22 protein-coding genes are annotated in these 17,008 nt (G+C 47.0%); 6 read left to right on the top strand and 16 right to left on the bottom strand.

What is annotated here, in order from left to right; genetic code table 11:
• Positions 1 to 6: 6 nt before the first annotated feature.
• The 8 genes from ACMUEV_RS05600 to ACMUEV_RS05565 form a co-directional block, all read right to left on the bottom strand.
• Complete coding sequence (locus ACMUEV_RS05600; RefSeq protein ID WP_242044364.1) at positions 7 to 1,191, bottom strand: glycoside hydrolase family 76 protein; 1,185 nt, start codon at positions 1,189 to 1,191, stop codon at positions 7 to 9.
• An 86-nt stretch (positions 1,192 to 1,277) separates the two neighbouring features.
• Complete coding sequence (locus tag ACMUEV_RS05595) at positions 1,278 to 1,649, bottom strand: DUF2237 family protein (protein WP_017290246.1); 372 nt, start codon at positions 1,647 to 1,649, stop codon at positions 1,278 to 1,280.
• A 14-nt stretch (positions 1,650 to 1,663) separates the two neighbouring features.
• Positions 1,664 to 2,014: a Spx/MgsR family RNA polymerase-binding regulatory protein gene (locus ACMUEV_RS05590; RefSeq protein WP_017290247.1), complete on the bottom strand. Its 351-nt coding sequence runs from the start codon at positions 2,012 to 2,014 to the stop codon at positions 1,664 to 1,666.
• A gap of 319 nt (positions 2,015 to 2,333) precedes the next feature.
• Complete coding sequence (locus tag ACMUEV_RS05585; RefSeq protein ID WP_190650638.1) at positions 2,334 to 4,298, bottom strand: tetratricopeptide repeat protein; 1,965 nt, start codon at positions 4,296 to 4,298, stop codon at positions 2,334 to 2,336.
• Between the two features lie 79 nt (positions 4,299 to 4,377).
• A complete protein-coding gene (locus ACMUEV_RS05580; protein WP_017290249.1) occupies positions 4,378 to 4,749 on the bottom strand; it encodes a hypothetical protein in 372 nt (123 codons plus the stop codon).
• A 35-nt stretch (positions 4,750 to 4,784) separates the two neighbouring features.
• Positions 4,785 to 5,456: a Uma2 family endonuclease gene (locus ACMUEV_RS05575; RefSeq protein ID WP_347277602.1), complete on the bottom strand. Its 672-nt coding sequence runs from the start codon at positions 5,454 to 5,456 to the stop codon at positions 4,785 to 4,787.
• A gap of 111 nt (positions 5,457 to 5,567) precedes the next feature.
• Complete coding sequence (locus ACMUEV_RS05570) at positions 5,568 to 6,017, bottom strand: YlqD family protein (protein ID WP_190650640.1); 450 nt, start codon at positions 6,015 to 6,017, stop codon at positions 5,568 to 5,570.
• A 76-nt stretch (positions 6,018 to 6,093) separates the two neighbouring features.
• Complete coding sequence (locus ACMUEV_RS05565) at positions 6,094 to 7,977, bottom strand: AMP-dependent synthetase/ligase (RefSeq protein WP_190650643.1); 1,884 nt, start codon at positions 7,975 to 7,977, stop codon at positions 6,094 to 6,096.
• A gap of 261 nt (positions 7,978 to 8,238) precedes the next feature.
• On the opposite strand from ACMUEV_RS05565, the gene ACMUEV_RS05560 reads away from it, so the two are divergent.
• Together ACMUEV_RS05560 and ACMUEV_RS05555 are read left to right on the top strand one after the other, a co-directional pair.
• Positions 8,239 to 8,400, top strand: a complete 162-nt coding sequence (locus ACMUEV_RS05560; protein WP_154660839.1) for a hypothetical protein — start codon at positions 8,239 to 8,241, stop codon at positions 8,398 to 8,400.
• Positions 8,401 to 8,438: 38 nt separating this feature from the next.
• Entirely contained in the window at positions 8,439 to 8,723 is a 285-nt protein-coding gene (locus ACMUEV_RS05555) for a DUF427 domain-containing protein (protein WP_026148895.1), read from the top strand.
• Between the two features lie 221 nt (positions 8,724 to 8,944).
• Here ACMUEV_RS05555 and ACMUEV_RS05550 read toward each other — a convergent pair whose 3' ends face one another.
• The 6 genes from ACMUEV_RS05550 to ACMUEV_RS05525 all read right to left on the bottom strand — a co-directional run bounded on the left by ACMUEV_RS05550 (position 8,945) and on the right by ACMUEV_RS05525 (position 12,372).
• Entirely contained in the window at positions 8,945 to 9,076 is a 132-nt protein-coding gene (locus ACMUEV_RS05550) for a hypothetical protein (RefSeq protein ID WP_017290254.1), read from the bottom strand.
• A 73-nt stretch (positions 9,077 to 9,149) separates the two neighbouring features.
• Positions 9,150 to 9,818, bottom strand: coding sequence for a hypothetical protein (locus tag ACMUEV_RS05545; protein WP_190650645.1), 669 nt, complete (start codon positions 9,816 to 9,818; stop codon positions 9,150 to 9,152).
• A gap of 256 nt (positions 9,819 to 10,074) precedes the next feature.
• Positions 10,075 to 11,439 (bottom strand): glycoside hydrolase 100 family protein, encoded by a 1,365-nt coding sequence (locus ACMUEV_RS05540; RefSeq protein WP_190650647.1) that lies wholly within the window; start codon positions 11,437 to 11,439, stop codon positions 10,075 to 10,077.
• Between the two features lie 98 nt (positions 11,440 to 11,537).
• Positions 11,538 to 11,756 (bottom strand): type II toxin-antitoxin system HicB family antitoxin, encoded by a 219-nt coding sequence (locus ACMUEV_RS05535; RefSeq protein ID WP_190650649.1) that lies wholly within the window; start codon positions 11,754 to 11,756, stop codon positions 11,538 to 11,540.
• Positions 11,757 to 11,759: 3 nt separating this feature from the next.
• Positions 11,760 to 11,900 carry a type II toxin-antitoxin system HicB family antitoxin gene (locus ACMUEV_RS05530; protein WP_017290258.1) on the bottom strand — a complete coding sequence of 47 codons (141 nt, stop codon included), beginning with the start codon at positions 11,898 to 11,900 and terminating at the stop codon, positions 11,760 to 11,762.
• A gap of 4 nt (positions 11,901 to 11,904) precedes the next feature.
• Positions 11,905 to 12,372 carry a thiol-disulfide oxidoreductase DCC family protein gene (locus ACMUEV_RS05525; protein WP_190650651.1) on the bottom strand — a complete coding sequence of 156 codons (468 nt, stop codon included), beginning with the start codon at positions 12,370 to 12,372 and terminating at the stop codon, positions 11,905 to 11,907.
• Between the two features lie 103 nt (positions 12,373 to 12,475).
• On the opposite strand from ACMUEV_RS05525, the gene ACMUEV_RS05520 reads away from it, so the two are divergent.
• Positions 12,476 to 13,351: a DMT family transporter gene (locus ACMUEV_RS05520; RefSeq protein WP_017290260.1), complete on the top strand. Its 876-nt coding sequence runs from the start codon at positions 12,476 to 12,478 to the stop codon at positions 13,349 to 13,351.
• 1 nt (position 13,352) lies between these two features.
• Here ACMUEV_RS05520 and ACMUEV_RS05515 read toward each other — a convergent pair whose 3' ends face one another.
• Together ACMUEV_RS05515 and rsmI are read right to left on the bottom strand one after the other, a co-directional pair.
• Complete coding sequence (locus tag ACMUEV_RS05515; RefSeq protein ID WP_017290261.1) at positions 13,353 to 13,892, bottom strand: hypothetical protein; 540 nt, start codon at positions 13,890 to 13,892, stop codon at positions 13,353 to 13,355.
• Positions 13,889 to 14,725: a 16S rRNA (cytidine(1402)-2'-O)-methyltransferase gene (gene rsmI, locus ACMUEV_RS05510; protein ID WP_190650653.1), complete on the bottom strand. Its 837-nt coding sequence runs from the start codon at positions 14,723 to 14,725 to the stop codon at positions 13,889 to 13,891. The genes ACMUEV_RS05515 and rsmI overlap by 4 nt, the downstream gene beginning before the upstream one ends.
• A gap of 9 nt (positions 14,726 to 14,734) precedes the next feature.
• Here rsmI and ACMUEV_RS05505 point away from each other — a divergent pair, with 9 nt between their 5' ends.
• From ACMUEV_RS05505 to ACMUEV_RS05495, 3 genes are read left to right on the top strand one after another with little or no spacing between them, the layout of a single operon-like run.
• Positions 14,735 to 15,589, top strand: coding sequence for a PfkB family carbohydrate kinase (locus ACMUEV_RS05505; protein ID WP_190650655.1), 855 nt, complete (start codon positions 14,735 to 14,737; stop codon positions 15,587 to 15,589).
• Positions 15,590 to 15,602: 13 nt separating this feature from the next.
• Positions 15,603 to 16,067, top strand: coding sequence for a hypothetical protein (locus ACMUEV_RS05500; RefSeq protein ID WP_190650658.1), 465 nt, complete (start codon positions 15,603 to 15,605; stop codon positions 16,065 to 16,067).
• A 53-nt stretch (positions 16,068 to 16,120) separates the two neighbouring features.
• Entirely contained in the window at positions 16,121 to 16,969 is an 849-nt protein-coding gene (locus tag ACMUEV_RS05495) for a 3'(2'),5'-bisphosphate nucleotidase CysQ (RefSeq protein WP_190650660.1), read from the top strand.
• Positions 16,970 to 17,008: the final 39 nt, after the last annotated feature.

Genomic DNA, 17,008 nt, shown 5'->3' with positions numbered 1-17,008 from the left:
TAATCTTTAAGAATTTTCTTGAACGCTGAATAGATCAAACGGGAGATCTAATTGATCGATCAGCGAGAACAGGTTGGGAACCTCGAAGCTGATCTGATCGGTTGCATTCACTTGCATCGAAAATAATGGATAGAAGCTTTGGTTCTTGTCTTCTAAACGAGATTGCCGAGTCGGTGGAACTCTCTCCACAACACAAGCGGGATCTTTGAGCGGAATGGCAGCATTGAGAGCGTCGATCGCAGAACTTTGACGAGCCGCATCTGCACTATCAAATTTTTTAGACCAACTTAAGCCAAACTGATCCCGCTGGTTGCGTTTCGCCCAAACAGTATCTGCATTTTTGAGAATGAAAGCTTTGTACTGCGCTTTAGGAGACGTTTCTTGCAGGTAAGCTAGATTACGCATGAAGATGCCCTTGAACTGTGGACCATCATCTCCACACTCAGGTTCACAGTATTCGATCAAGATGCCCTTGCGAGAGAGGTGCTTGATCGTTGCAGTAGCGATCGCATGTGCCTGCTTCAAGTAAGCCTGATCTTTTGTACTTTTATAGAAATCAACTAATCCCCCCATCACAACGCCTTGGTTGTAAGTCCAAGTAACATCGCCATTGTTGCGACAGTGATCATTTAATCCATCATTGACCAAGTTCTGCTTGTTGATCATGCCGGACTTTTTGAACCAATTCCAGCCGTGTTTTGCCCAGTCGATGTAACTGCCTTTGCCATAGTCATTCACGGTGCGCTGATGCAGCCGAATCGCGATCGTAAAAAATAGTCCATTGGTAATCGCATTTTTATACTGGCGATCTTTGCGCCACCACATTCCACCCCCGCATTTAGAGTCCCAGCCTTTGGTCATGTCTTTGAAGATGGATTTTGCTGTGTCGAGATAGCGTTTCTCTCCAGTCAAATCGTAGGCTTTGATCCAAGTCAGTGCCCACCACCCCTGATCGTCATAGACATTTGCCTCCAGAAAGCCTTGTGACTTATGCTTTTCGTAAGTATTCACGATGATGGGATGATATTTTTTCTGCTTCGTGAGGCGAGAGTAATCAATCGTTGTCTCCAGTGCATTCGCTGCATTCCACCAACCCGTCGAGTTCCAAAGTCCGGTTGTAGAACTATAAAAGACTTGTAGTGCAGCCATTCCTGCTGCTGCGGTAGCGTGACAAGCTCCGGGCAATACCATGCGATCGCGTCTCCTTAGATTTCTATCTCAAGCGATCCAAGGTACTGCCTGGTTTTATTCGTTAAACACAACCTATTGATTTATTTCTAGTCGGTAACAGCATGTTGCTTTAAATCATTCAGAGAGACAAACTCTAATGCAGCCGCGTGAGTTGCGGCAAGAACGACCGGAGGTGCAACCCCTGCATCTAGGGCTTCTTTCCAGCGAGAGGCACAAAGACACCAGCGATCGCCGGGTTTAAGCCCAGGGAAGTCGTAAAGCGGCATGGGCGTGACTAAATCATTGCCTTGGGCTTTGCTAAATTCGAGAAATTCAGCCGTGACTTGGGCACAGACAACGTGAATGCCGACATCTCCGGCTCCCGTACTGCAAAATCCATCGCGGTAGTAGCCAGTTACCGGCGATCGACAACAGTTTTGCAGTTCGTCACCGAGGACATTTCTAGCGCGGCTCACCATAATCTAAAGTCTCCTTATTCGCTCAGGGCTTGCTGAATTTGATCTACTTTGAAGCCAACTGCGATCGCAGTTTGGTCTTTGACAAATAAAGGGCGCTTCAGCAACATTGCATCTTGGGCAAAGGCTTCAATCCATTCGGCATCTGTCCAAGTTTGCTTTTCGTCACCTAAGGCGCGGTAAGATTGCCCTGACGTATTTCGCATCGGTTTTGCTCCCAGTTCGGCGACCCATTTTTGGATGGTGGTTTTGGTGGGAGGATGTTCTTTAGTGTTGATGAATTCGTAGGCAATGTTCTGAGCATCGAGCCAGGAAATCGCTTTTTTGCAGGTTCCACAGGTCGGAATTCCGTAAACTTGAAGACTCATCAGGATTGTGTTCTAAACTGCAATGCTGTTTATCCCATGTTTTCGGAATCCTGTACAGCCTAGACAAACATATTGGCTAAAACCCAGTACAGAACTAATACGCCGATCACCCCGATCCATAATTTTGCTTGGTTCATAACACTTAGGAGTAACTGTAGAGTTTACAACTAGCTTGTCACGATCAAGAAAATTCTGGCTCTATCTCAGGAGTTGATTTTCGCGATGTTGCTACTTCGCTTCCTCTAAATTAATAGACCTCCTCCTGCACGAATGCCCTCCGAATCGAATTCGCCAAGGCGCAATGATTCATCCAGGGAGTCTAATGTTCAACCAGTTCCCGAAATCGATGATCGCTCATGATCTGCTCGAATTCTGGATCGTTTTTCGCATCATCTCGATAGCGTGGATTTAATCGAATTGCTTCTTCTAAATTCTCGATCGCGGCTTGGGTATGTCCTTGCAGTGCGTAACAAATTGCTTTGTTGTAGTACGCCGGAGAATACTTCGGTTGAATGTCGATCGCGTTATCAAAACAGTCTAAAGCTTCGCGATCGCGCTCTAGCTGAATCAGCAAATAACCGCGATAATTCCAAACTTTGTAAGCTTCTGTGTTCAGCTTCAATGCCGCATCAAAGGATGCTAGAGCCTCCGAGTAGCGTCCTAACATCTGCAACGCTAAGCCCCGATTTAACCAGGCAATTTCATTGTTTGCGCGAACTTTCACGGCTTGATCAAACGAGCGAAATGCTTCTTCATGCCGTTGCAGTTTTCCTAAGGCGACTCCGCGATCGCACCATGCTTCTGAGTAATCGGGGTCAAGTTGTGTTGCTCGATCGTAAGAGAAAATTGCTTCTTTATATTGTTTCAGACGTGCCAGTGCTAACCCGCGTTTCAGCCAAACTTCAGGATGGTTTGATTGGTGTTTGAGCGCTTGATCGTAATGTGCGATCGCGGCTTCAAATTGTCCGGCTTTAAATTGAGCTTCTGCTTGCTCCAAATCGTTCGATTCAGGCGCTGTGATCGGTTCTGCGGGACGGCGATTTTGAGCTTGTTCACGCAAGCCAGACAACTGTGAAACAAATTCGATTTCTAAGCTCTGCAACTTGTTGAAAATCGCTTGTTTCTGTTGGGTTGCATCGGATTCGAGCAATCTTAGTTTGTCGAGGAAATTTGTTCGACCTTGGATTGCACTCGATTCAAGCTCCGAGAATTGTGACATGAGATCGGATTGTTTTGCTGTTATCGCATCTTTCGCTGATTGCTGATGTTGCTCTACATCAGATTGCTTGGCTGAGAGCGATGCTGCAAATTCAGTTTCTAAGTGCTCGATCCGTTCCCGCACTTGATCGCGTTGCTGTTGGGTATCTGCATGTAGAACAGAGAGTTGGGCTGCAAATTCAGTTTTAAGTTGTCCCAGGTTCTCTAAAATCTGAGTGCGCTGCTCGGCAGTTTGTGATTCGGATTCATTCAGTCGAGCGATGTACTCTTGCTCGAATTGTTCTAACCGTTCGAGGAGTTGCGCGTGTTGTTGCTCGAGGTGTGTAGCAATTTGGGCTTGCGATCGCGTTAAATGCTCTTGAGTCAACTGCTGCTGCTGAGTTGCAAACGTACCAATTTCATCGAGTTGTGACATTAATTGCTGATGCAGGTCACTGAAAGTATTTTTAGCAGTCGCATTTTGCTCATCTACATCAGTTTGCAGCATGGATAGATGCGCCGCAAACTCTGAAGACAGTTTCTCTAATTCTCGCTTCGAGAGATTGACCTGAGTTTCTAACCCTGCCAGTAATTCGGATTGAGACTGAGAAAGCTGAGTCGTTAATCCGGTTAAACTTTCTGCATCTTCTGAAATTCTTCTTTGCAATTCTTGAACTTCAGTTTCAAGCTGCTGAATAATTTGGCGCGACTGTTGAATTTTACGTTCTGCTTCTTGCTGAACCTCGTGCAATTGATGTTCAACTTCTGACAAGTTCTGAAGCTGGTACATGCCGCGATCGACAATTTCTCGAATAATCACCTGCCGGAACCGCCACAGCGATGCCAAAATCGCGATCGGGAACAGCGTTAAGGTAATCAGCGCAACATTCAGCAGTAAGCTAGAGCGACTAAATGCCCGATCAATTTCAGATTGAACTTGCGATCGCAGTTGTTGCTCTTGGCGTAACTGGTTTAATTCTTCTTGCTGAGCGGTTTGAGCTTGTACACTTTCTGCGCCAACCGGAACAGAACAGACAAGCAAGCTACCCAATAAAAAGGCAAACACTGATTGATTCTGATGACGCATAGAAAATTGCCCGATCGCGTTGAGAGGTTGTACTATTCTCCAATTTACCAAGGCAATTGGAGAATCGACCGGAAATATCTTAACGTTGTGATCGAATTGCGCCGTTATACAGCACAGTGGTCTGAAAATCTGCCTTATCGACTCGAACTTCACTCTCGATCGAAGGTTCGATCACACCTGGAACATTCCCTTTGAAAGTAAAAATCCAGTGATCCCCTTGATCCACAAACGGCGATTTTGCCGCGAATCCGTGCATTGAGAGTTCAGCACGATATTGCGATAAGCCTCCATTTTCGGTTTCAGCCGCTTGCCGCGCTAAATTTTTTGCCCGACTCAGCGCTTCGATTTCTTTGACTCTTGTTTCAAAGGTTGAGGTCTGAGCGACCGCAGGCAGACTCACAGCGCCTCCAAGCAATCCGGCAAGCAGAGCAATCGTGATCCAAGATTTCATAGTTCAGTATCAGCAAAGTGTTCAAAGATACTTGACTACAAACCTTGCCGAAAAGTTGCGATCGCTTCAAGCTCATTTGTCTCTGCCATCAACACGCATCGAGTCAGCAGATCAATATCCAAACCGGGTAGAATTCGACTCTGAACGAGACGCTGATAATTCCCATCGATAAATCCATAAAGTGCAAAGACCCCATCTTCCCAGAACCAAACTTCAGGGACTTCTAGCACTTGATACTTCGCAAGCTTCGTTTCACTGCCACTGGTAAAAACGACTTCAATCGACAGATCAGGCGTGGATTTGCGATCGCCAATGCAATAAGATTCGTCTGCCTCGATCGCACATTCGCCTTCTTTCTCCTGTGTCATTGAGCCAGTCGGAAAACAATGAATTCCGTGATCAAAGCAGAATGTCATAATCAAATAACAAATAATGCGCGAGAAAAACTCATGATCACGTCCAGGCATAAACAGTTCGATCTCGCCATTGAAGTAGGATAAATGCACGCCAGAGACACCTTCCAAGCTCTGCTGCATCAGCTTGAAATGTGTCCAAGTGCGATCGGAATAAGTAATACGCCGATCAGCCTGAGTTCTCTGGTGAAAGATTGCTGTCATAGTTTGATCAGTGGCGACTTTCCACCATTGTAAAACTTCAATTTCGGTGATGCCATCGCACTTTTGCCACGAATTGAATCTCTGAATCACCGAGTTGACTGAGTGCGATTTCGATCAGGTTGGTGGGGAAATAGGAAAAGCAATTTTCAGATCACCAGAACGGAGTCGTCATGACTCTCCACTCCCCACTCCCCACTTCTCTTAAATCACTCCACGAATCTCTTCCACAACGCCATCGCGCAAGAGAATCTCAACATTCATCATCTCGATCAAATTGTCACCGGGCTGAATCTGAAACACGCTGCCAATCTGACCCTGTTGCACTTCCTCATTCAATTCCAGCATTTGAATCTGCTGAAGCTGCTGCAAGCTTTGATTCTTTTGTTCTAGTAGCTCACTCTTGCGCTGATTGAACTGCATCCGAATATTTTCGCTCTGCTGCAAAGCCTCTGGACTTCCAGGCTGAAGCGTCTGACGTTGAACTTCCGTCAAAACCTGCTGCATCTGCATTTCAAGCTGCTGTAACTGCGTATCCGTCTGATTTAACTGTGCTTGCAGCGTTTGCTGTGCCTCTTCCTTCCAGCGAGGAGTGACGATCGCTTTCACATTAACATTGCGCTGAAGGAGCAAATGAGACTTAGAGATTTCCATACTGTGAGTTAGAAAGGGGGAACGTAAAAGTGGGCTAAACCTCGGCTGTGAACAGTTTAGCCCTGATGATTTCACACTACGGCAAAAACATCTCGTCAATCATACCTTGGTAGCGCTCCATCACAACATTGCGGCGAATTTTCAGCGTCTGCGTTAGCAATCCATTCTCGATCGAGAATGGCTCACTCAATAATCTAAAACAGCCAATGCGATCATCCGGACGATAGGCAGGGCGATCTTTAACCAATCGCGCCAATTCTCCCCGGAATAAATCCTGCACCGAGGAGCTATTTAAGTCAGTACTACCCCACTGTTCCAAAGCTTCCATGTTGGGAACTACTAACGCACCGAGAACTTTTTGATCCTGTCCCACCAACATAATCTGATCAATATAAACACTCCGCAGGCAAGCATCTTCGATCGGTTGTGGCTCAATATTTTCGCCATTGGTTAACACAATCGTATCTTTTGCCCGTCCTGTAATGATCAAATCATCGTGAGGCGTGACCATGCCCAAATCGCCCGTGTCAAACCAACCGTCTTTGTCGATCGCTTTTGCAGTTGCTTCGGGATTTTTGTAATACCCTTGCATAATCTGATGTCCGCGCAACAAAATTAACCCTTTCTGCCCGATCGCTAAATCTTGGCGCGTCTCTGGATCAACAATTCGCGTTTCAGTCGTCGGTAAAGGTTCACCATCTGCCCCCCGAACATTCCGCCAAGGGCGACGAGCATGAGTAATCGGAGAAGTTTCGGTCAGTCCGTACCCTCCTAAAATGTTAATGCCGACAATCTCAAAAAAGTCCTCTAGGTGATCTGCGATCGAGCCACCGCCACTGACGACAAACTTGATCTGACCACCTGTGCCTGCTCTAACCTTTTGATAGACTAAGCGATCGCCCAACAGATGCAATGGAAATCGCAACGCTGCTTTCACACTTGCCGTTAACTTCTCAGTCGCAGACGGATTTAAATTATCCAAGTTCAAATTCTTAGCAGTACGTTGAGCCAAGATGTACTTCTGACTCTGTTCTAAAAAGAATTTCACCAATTTTTGCTTCCGAGCAGGCTGATCGCGAAATTGTTTCTGAATCCCTTCATAAATCGACTCCCACAAGCGCGGTACACCGACCATGTAGTGCGGCTGGAATTCTTTTAAATCCTTTTTCACAAAGCGAATATTGGTATAAATCTGAGTACACCCATTCGAGAAAATGAAGTACTCAAAGGAGCGCTCATACGAGTGCCAAATCGGCAGAATGCTTAAGACTCGCTCTCCTGCTTCCGGTTGTGCCACCGCATAAGCCCCATTGATCTCATAGATTAAATTTCCATGACTGAGCATGACCCCTTTCGGCATTCCCGAAGTGCCAGAGGTATACATCAAAGTAGCCAGCGTACTGCGGTCTTGTTGAACAGGCTGAAGAGAATGCGATCGACCGAGTTCTAACACTTCCGAAAAGGTCATCACTTTGTAAGTTTCTGAAGCTACCGCTTCATCCGAGAGCAAAATCACAAACTGTAACGGAACTTCTGAGAGAATACCGCGCAATTTCTTCAGGAGTTCCGCATCTTGTAGCACGACTCCGACCGAGCCACTATGCTCCAAAATGTAGCGTAACTCGACCGGATCAGCCTGCGCTCCTCGAACCACGTCCACAGCACCCGATCGCATAATTCCCTGGTCTGCCACTAACCATCTCGGACAGTTATCTGAGAACAAGGCAACCCGGGGCGGTACACTGTCTCCGTCCTCAACGCGAACCCCTAAAGCTTGAATCCCTGCTGCAAACGCCTGCATCTGATCGTAGAGTTGTGCATACGTTAATTTGACTTCTGGGCTACTGTGCGGATCATGGACGGCAAGAACATTGGCAAACTGTTTTGCCGCGATCGACCAGACCTCTGGCAGTGACTGTACGTTGGAATAGAGCGGATGAGAGGGATAGGCGAGGCTCATAGAGGGGACTCCTGTTCAAAAAAGCGGGATTGACTCTAACGATATGCCTCAGTCATTACGTTAAATCACTGAGAGCAGACAGAATTCATTTTGTCTGAGATTCGACGGAATGATTGAGAAATTGTCCGAAGTCGCTTCAAGATTTTCTAGGATAAGCATCAAGAAACTTTAAAGACTTGATAAGGCACGGTTGGGTTTCTACGTAATCTCTCGGTGATTCCTGTTTAATGTAAAACCGTACATCTGAATTTCTTCAGTTCAATGGTTGCTACAATTTCTGGAATTGTCACACTTTGCCTAACGATCGGCGCAGTCGCATTTCATTTGAGTTCTTCTGTACCGGACGTGAATCGTTCAGAGTGTGAATCCTTTGAAGTCTACCGATTAAGCGATCACGCCTGTTACATTCCGCAAGGTGAGTAGAAATGTTAGGCTTTGAAGGTTGCATTGAGAGAAAACTGATGCCGAAAGCAGTTTGGAATGGAGCCGTTTTAGCAGAAAGCGAACAGACAGAAATCGTCGAAGGAAATCACTATTTTCCGCCCGACGCTCTCAAATCAGAGTATTTTCAAGACAGCAGTACGCACACCACCTGCCCTTGGAAAGGCGTTGCCAGCTATTACAGCATTGTTGTGGACGGACAAACCAATAAAGATGCGGCTTGGTATTACCCAACCCCTAAAGATGCGGCGAAAAACATTGCAGGCTACATTGCCTTCTGGAAAGGCGTAAAAGTTGAAGCCTGATCGGCTTCTGAAACGTAGCCCGGCTGGATGTTGCTTGAACTCTTCATCAAATCCGGACATGCTTTGATAGCAAATTGGCGAAGCTGAGATTCATTCAGCTTCGCTTCATTGTTTTTCGCATTCGAGTCAACCACCTGTTTTTGCCAGATTTGTCTGCCCCGTTGCTCCGCGATCGTCAAGCAAATAGCGTCACGATGTCTGAAGTCAGAGAAAGATAGCGGTCAAACATCATTCCTGACAGCAGTTCGAGCAGATTGAATCTCAGCGTTTACTGGCTCCAGCAAAATCTGAGACAACACAGGAAAGTAAACGACTGGAGGATGCTCCGAGCCACCCTGCAGGATTGTCGTCATGAGAAATTCCCTGAGTGCAACCGGGAAAGGATTGAGAAGGATTAAACCTGTACTGGATTTAATCCCCACACCACTAAGCAACGATTTTGAAACGGCTAGGATTGTCTCCAACCTTCTCATACGCGCCTTTTCTCATGCCGTGCGCCATCATCAAAGCAACCCGCTTGCGTGCTTCAGGCATTTTTTCGCTTTCGAGTGATCCGTAGAGAATTTGGATCATTTCGTCAGTGGTGAAGGTGTCTTTGGGGGAATCCGTCATCACTTTCAGCACAGCTTCAGCAGGAGTTAAGCCTTTGAAGTCGCGCTTCATGGTTGCATCAAAAGGAACCGAGGGTTTAACATTCCGTTTCGGCTTCTCTTCTTTGGGAGCCTTTGCAGCAGGTGCTTTCGTAGCTTTCGCAGCAGGTGCCTTCACAGCTTTCGCAGCAGGTGCCTTCGCAGCTTTCGCAGCAGGAGCTTTCTTAGCAGGAGCGGGGGCAGGAGCAGGAGCAGGAGCAGCTTTCGCTTTGCCACGACCTTTCTTAGCAGCAGGAGCAGCAGCAGGAGCAGCAGCAACAACAGCCGTGCCATTGGGTTCAATCGTACCGCCGAGCAAACCGTTTAGATATTCCAGCGTTTTATCAATCTCAGAGGTTGCTGATGCAACAGCAGCTTCGATGATAGAAGCTCTATCTTTTTTCAAGCGATCGCGTTCTTGTTCGAGATTGCTCCGAACTGATTTGTCGAGAATAGCGTAGGGCATTGTTGAAACCTCACTAGTAAATGTTTTTGATTGTAGTCCTACTTGGATCAATCAGAACACTAATTTTGCAATTTTGTATGTTTAAATTAGCAATTTCAAGGTAAAAGTCTGCGATGTTACTGAACTATCAGCAGGTACAATGCCCGATCTCTAAGTATTTCACCCACTTTTTCACCTTCTAGATAACATTGCCGCTGGCTTGAAGAAATTTGCCTGTAAGTCCAGCGGCAAGTGTTTCGGCGGATCGGAACTGTGATTATTTGGGTTCCCAATCAAAGCTGATCAACTGTAGGTGTTCAGGATGCGCGAGTAGTTCTTTGGCGAGTAGATAACCTGCGATCGTCCAAGTTTGATATCGCCGCGCTTCTTTGCCAATCAATCGCCCATCTGGCCCATCGTAGTATTCCGGAAATTGGTCTTCAACCAGACGACGTTCGGCAACTGCGATCGCATGGTGGGCAAGTTCTCCACGGTTCATCTTTTTCGCGGCGGCAGTCAGCATCCAAAGTAGAACTGGCCAGCTTCCGCCATTGTGGTACGACCAAGGGCGATTTTTCGGATCGGCTCCCGTGACAATTCGCCATTCAGCATCTTCGAGAGCAGGGTAGCAGAGCTTCATGGGCATCTGTCCGACTAAGTCCGTCCAGCGTAGTTCGATCAGGTTGAGAATCTTGTGGGACTGGCGTTCTGTGGCAAGCGCAGACACGATCGACATTAAGTTCCCCAGAGTGAAGAAGCGAACATCCATCTGAGACGGTCCTAAGTTGCCTGCCATGTATCCACCAGCTTCGGGGAGCCATTTTGCCAATCGATAGAACGGAATTGAATCTGAGTAGATATTGAACTGATTCAGAGCCTCTTCGCCGTATTCTTCGACTCGATAGCGGTAAATCACGTTCAAGCGGTCTGGATCGAGCCAATAATTCTCTCTCAGTTGTCGTCTGAGGGGGATGAGGCGGCTGTGAATCCCTTGAATCATTTTTTGATTGTCATCGTTCTCGACGAGCAGTTCTAGGCTCGCTCGCAAGGCTCCATAGAACAAGGACTGAATATCGAGTGGATGACCATACATGCCCATGCGGCGATCGATCATGCTTGCACCATCGGGAACCAGTACCATCGGGTACATATCGAAGCGAGTCACGAGGCACAGTTCGAGGATGAAGCGAATGCCTTCTTGAAAGTCGGGTTGATGTGCCAAGCTGAAGTCTTGAGTCGCGATCGTATAAGCTCTCAGCAAGATAATCCACCAGAGTCCAGAATCGGCTGGGGCAACTCTGCCGATCGCATGATCTCCAAAGTCTGCTTTGAGGTATTCACCGCCTTCGTAGGCAATGATTTTGAAACTAGCAGGCATCAATCCCCGACTGGGCTTTGAGGAATCGAACTGTGTGGTTTTGGGCTGGAGTTTGAGGGTTTCTTCGAGAAAGTAGCGGACGATTTCAGTTCTGCCTCGCATCAAGAACAAGAGCGCGGATGAGATGAAATCCCGAACAAAACATTGGTCGTAGTTCAAGGCTACGACCTCTGGATCTTTTGCGGCGATCGTGCCAATTTCTCGACCTTGATAGGTCAAAATTGATTTTTCTAACAATTCCCAGGCTTGTGCTTCGATGCTCAATGTTCAAGTCCTCGTGCTCAGAACAAAGGTCTATCCTAGAGCAATTTTTCTCGATTCGAGTTGAGCATTTACGATCGATTCACATCCGCAAAATTGCTTTACTGGCTCAGCAGCTTCACTTTCGCGATCGCGAGGTCAGCATCGGGAAGTTTTCGTCCGTGTTTTTCTGCAGTTTCAATCCAGAGATTAGCCACGATTTGAAGTTCTTCCCATGTTTCGATTAGAGTTTCTCCCTGAGCCAGGCAACCTCTAAATTCTAGAATCTCAGCAACATCACCGCCTTCATCATCAAGGTAAATTGAGATCGAATAACGCATGAGTCAAGCGACAACACAAACTGTATTCGGTTCAGGCAGAAGTTCTCCAGTCGCCTGATAAGCAGCAACCAGAGATTCTAGTGCTTCGATTCCATTGTTTAGAGCATCTCGATAGGTATCGCCATGTATAAGCTTATTCAGCATTGTTCTAATTCTCTTCAATTCGGCAGCGCCCTGAAACCGAGCAATCCAAACGCTTTTGCCGTTCGGCGACGATCGCTGCTAAATCCGCTCTACCCGTCAGCTTCAATCGCCAATCTGCCCAAATCGCGTAAAGTTGATCTGCAATCCATCCGAACACTGGAATGCGCGTAATCGCATAAACCCATCCCATGCCTAACACTTCATACACTCGGCGAAAGACTTCAACATTCTTGATTGCAGTTCCGTCTGGCAAAATTGCGTGAATCCGACCCATTGCCGTTTCGTAGTCAATGCCACCATTGGCTTCAGGTGAATAGTTCTCATCGGCAATATCTACGAATTCGACTAAGCCACGATCGCCATCTCGCTTTCTCAAGAAATTCACTTCTCGCATACATAGCGGACATTCACTGTCGTAGAGTAGCTTGATTTGCCAAGTTGATTGTGAGGAGTTGCTGACTGAATTCGACATTGTTCAAGCCTTTTTCTTCTATTTTAAGCTTTGTAACGCGCTCGATAGATTGTCAGAGCTAATTTTTAGGACTAATGTTGATCCGAAATTCTGATCAATCACCATGACTCAAGCTCGATTTCCGAAGCTGGCAATTTTGGCACTCCTCGCGATCGCAATTCTCTGGGGCTATAACTGGACGCAGATGAAGATTGCGGTTCAATATTCGTCGCCTTTCACTTTCGCAGCATTACGAACTCTCTGCGGTGGGCTGGCATTGTTTGGCGGCATGGTGATCCTACGTCAGCCTTTTCAGATCAAAGAACTCTCATTGACGTTCTGGTTGGGCGTATTTCAAACGGCTGGAGTGTATGGATTGGCATCTTGGGCATTGGTGAGCGGCGGAGCCGGAAAGACCTCGGTTCTGGTCTATACCATGCCATTTTGGACAGTCTTGCTGGCTGGATATTTTCTAGGAGAGCGGGTGAACCGAACACAATGGATCGCGATCGCCATTGCTTTCTCAGGATTGTTGATCATTCTTGACCCATTTCAGATGCAAGGCTCGGTGTTCAGTGGCATTTTAGCTGTGTTGGCAGGGTTGAGTTGGGCAGCTGGCTCGATTGTTGCGAAAAAAATTAATGCTAAAGCGCAGGTCAACTTGTTAGCGTTGACCGCTTGGCAAACCTTGTTTGGGGCTTTGCCATTGATCGCGATCGCGCTCTTGCTTCCACAACAACCGATTCAATGGACACCTGCTTTTATCGGTGCATTGTTGTATAACATTCTGCCCGGTACAGCCATTCCGATGGTGTTGTGGCTGTATGTCTTGACCCAGTTATCAGCAGGAATGTCAGGCTTAGGCATGTTGTTAACCCCTGTTCTGGGTGTGTTGTTTGCAGCCTTGCAGCTTGGAGAACAGCCCCAATTGACAGAATGGATTGGCATGAGCTGTGTGTTAGGGGGATTAGTTTTGATTTCGCTCAGCAATCGTAAATAGATTAGCGCCAGTTCGATCGATTCCAGTCATACAGACCTTGAATTTCAAATTCTTGCCCATTGTCAAATCGAACCACACAGCTTGTCTCTTGAGCATTGTCTGACTCATTCAATCCGATTACAGTACACGAGACCCATTCATTGTCATTCTCTTGTACCCATTCCCAGAGTGCGCTCGAAACTTCAATGCGATCGCCGATTTTCAACACTGCTTCTGAATCTCGATAAGCAGCCAGATCATCGGCGGTAATTGAGTTTAACCATTCAATCCCGTACTCATCTCGAATGAATTGAACGGTGCCTGAATCTCGACTTTCGAGCCAATCGTTCAAAATGACTGTTTTCCACTCCGCATTCTCTTGGGCGAATTGTAGGAAAGCTTGCCGCTGTTGCGGGGTTAATTGGTCGAGCGGATTGATGCGCGTGGCTTGCTTTAAGGTAGTGCGGAGTATCCATTTTTGCTCCTCACTTAAAGGATGTCCCAGCGACTCACATTGCTGGAAGGCTGTATCGAGTAGAGCATCCAGGTCAGATTCCTTCATGTCAGTTCAATCTGCAAAGCAAGTTGATAGAGGTGTCGCCGGGGGAGGTCTGTTTGTTGGGCTAACTGTCGGCTCGCTTGGGAGCGGGAAATTCCCTGCTGCATGAGTGCAAGTAATTCAGCTTTTAGAACATCCTCCGTCAGGGGCACATTGTTCGGTTCTGCACCAGAAACAATCAGTGTAAATTCTCCCTTGGGTTCAGTCGTGGTGTAATGTGCGATCGCAGCTTTGACGGTTCCTCGCCAAAATTCTTCATGCAGTTTTGTCAGTTCGCGCGCGAGAACAATCTGTCGATCCTCGCCTAAAACAGTGGCAATGTCTTGCAGGGTTTTCTGAATGCGGTGAGGAGCTTCGTAAAAAATCAGCGATCGCTCATCGGTGATTAAGGTTTCAAGATGAGTTCTGCGCTCTTGTTCTTTCGTGGGTAAAAAGCCCTCAAACGCAAATCGATCGCTCTTGAGACCCGATGCACTCAAAGCCGTCATCGCAGCCGTTGCGCCCGGAATTGGAACAATAGGAATGCCGGATTCGGCACAGGCCTTGACCAGTTCGTAACCTGGATCGGAAATTCCGGGCATTCCAGCATCGGTGACGAGCGCGATCGAGGTTCCTTGCTGGAGTCGATCGACGAGTTCTGCTGTTCGAGAATGGCGATTGTGATCGTGATAGCTAATTTGTGGCGTTTTGACTTGGAAATGTTGCAAGAGTTTTCCAGTGTGGCGCGTGTCTTCTGCGGCGATTAAATCGACTGATTGCAGCGTTTTAATCGCTCGGAAGGTCATGTCTTCTAAGTTGCCCAGTGGTGTGCCCACAATATATAGAGTTGCAGTCATGTGAGAATTATGGCAAATCGTGGGTTGTTTGTGGGTTTGGTGACGCTAGATCTAATTTATCTTGCAGATGCGCCACCTCAACCAAATCAGAAAATTGTGGCACAAGAGACGACGATTGCAGCCGGAGGTCCAGCGACAAATGCAGCGATCGCGTTTCAGCATCTTGGCAATTCTTCTACATTATTTAGTGCGATCGGGTGTCATCCAATTTGTCATCTGATTAAAGCAGACTTGAAATCGATCAATGTGATGGATTTAGATCCTGATCGACAAGAGCCGCCATCCATTTCTTCGATCGTGGTCAGTCAATCTACAGGCGATCGAGCGGTGATTTCTTTGAATGCAGTTCGCACGCAGCTTTCTCCAGATTGCATTCCGTCCAGCATTTTAGATGAAGTAGACATTATATTAATTGACGGTCATCAGATGGCAGTTGGGGCAGAGATTGCCAAAATGGCTGGAACTATTCCGGTGGTGATCGATGCCGGAAGTTGGAAACCTGGATTTGAGCAAATTTTCCCATATGTGGACTATGCGATCTGTTCTGCCAACTTTCAGGCTCCGACTGAACAATCTGTTTTTGACTATTTATATAGTTATGGAATTGAGAACATTGCGATCACTCAGGGTGAACATGCGATCGAGGTGTTCAATCATCCGCAAATCAAAGTGCCCCAAGTCAATGTAAAGGACACATTAGGAGCCGGAGACATTTTTCACGGAGCCTTTTGCCATTTCATTTTGCAGCATGACTTTGTTACCGCTTTGGCGGAAGCTGCGAGGGTAGCATCTTATTCGTGTGAATTCTTTGGCACAAGACAATGGATGCGATCAGCGCACTCTTATAATATTGAGGCTCGTTGACAACTCTGTGGACATGGAAAGTACTCAACCTCGTGTCGGTTTATCCTACAGACAGCATCTCTCGATCGCTGGTGCGATTTGGACATTTGTGGGAGCCGGATTGCTAGCAATGGGACTATTGTTCTGGTTTCATTTGCCATATCTCGGTTTTCTAGATGCTCAGCATTTAGGATTTGGCTCCCTTGCCTTGTCAGTCGGGCTAATCAAAGGAAAGTTCGTCCTCGATCGCACAGCCAACCGAGTGATTGAACGCGCCGAAACCTTACAGGAACCGAACCCAATCAAGAGTGTATTTCAACTCTTTGGCGGCAAGACGATCGCCTTAATTGCAACAATGATGCTATTTGGCTTAGGTTTACGAATCGCAGGTGTGAGCTATGAGATCCGAGGATTAATCTACCTAGCAGTTGGAGCAGCATTGCTCTGGAGTTGTCGGCGCTATTGGAGTGCTGCATTTCAGGGAGAGATGGGGAAATAGCCACTCCCCACCTCCCCACTCCCCACCTCTTCACCCCTCTAGCATTCAACCCAATGGAACCAAACTTTGAAGGCATTTGTGCAATTGTTCGCTCAGTCGGCTGGGGCGCAGCAGAGATTCTCGCAAACCAGGCTCAGAGCTTTGAAGTTGAGAAGTCAGGGGACAGTCCTGTTACTTCGGCGGATTTAGCGGCAAATCGATATATTTTAGAAAAGCTGCAAGCAGTCTTTGATCCCCAGGTGTTCGCGTATTTAAGCGAAGAGACGTATCAATCTGAACCCCTCGAAAGTCGAATTGGGCGAGATTGGGTTTGGATTATTGATCCGTTAGATGGAACGAAGGACTTTATCAATCGCACGGGTGAGTATGCAATGCATATTGCACTGACTTATCGAGGTCGTCCGGTGGTTGCAGTTGTCGCGTGTCCAGGCTTTGGAAAACTTTATTCAGCCACCTTGAGAGGCGGAACTTGGGTAGAAAATCAGAATGGCGATCGACAACGCTTACAAGTATCCAACAAAGCTGAATTCAATGATCTGACTGTTGTTGCCAGTCGCAGCCATCGAGATGCCAGATTTAATCAATTGATGGATCGCTTTCCAGTCACGCAGCAAAAACAGATTGGCAGTGTCGGATGTAAGATTGCAGCGATCGTCGAGCAAAACGCTGATGTATATCTGTCTCTTTCTGGTAAATCGGCTGCAAAAGATTGGGATTTTGCGGCTCCAGAGTTGATTTTGACCGAAGCGGGCGGACAGTTCACTTACTTCGATCAATCTCCAATTCAGTACAACCGCGAAGATGTCAGCCAGTGGGGCGGAATTTTAGCAAGTAACGGACAGGTGCATGGGGAGTTGTGCCAAACCGCGATCGCGCTTTTGGAAGAAATCGATCGCGGTTAATGGATCGGTACTTAAAAGCATTGCGCTTCTGTAAATTTG

It is taken from the genome of Leptolyngbya sp. FACHB-1624 (assembly GCF_047649235.1).
Lineage (GTDB): Bacteria > Cyanobacteriota > Cyanobacteriia > Leptolyngbyales > Leptolyngbyaceae > Leptolyngbya > Leptolyngbya boryana.
The sequence above is the reverse complement of the archived record's forward strand: the minus strand, read 5'-3'. Positions and strand labels throughout refer to the sequence as shown.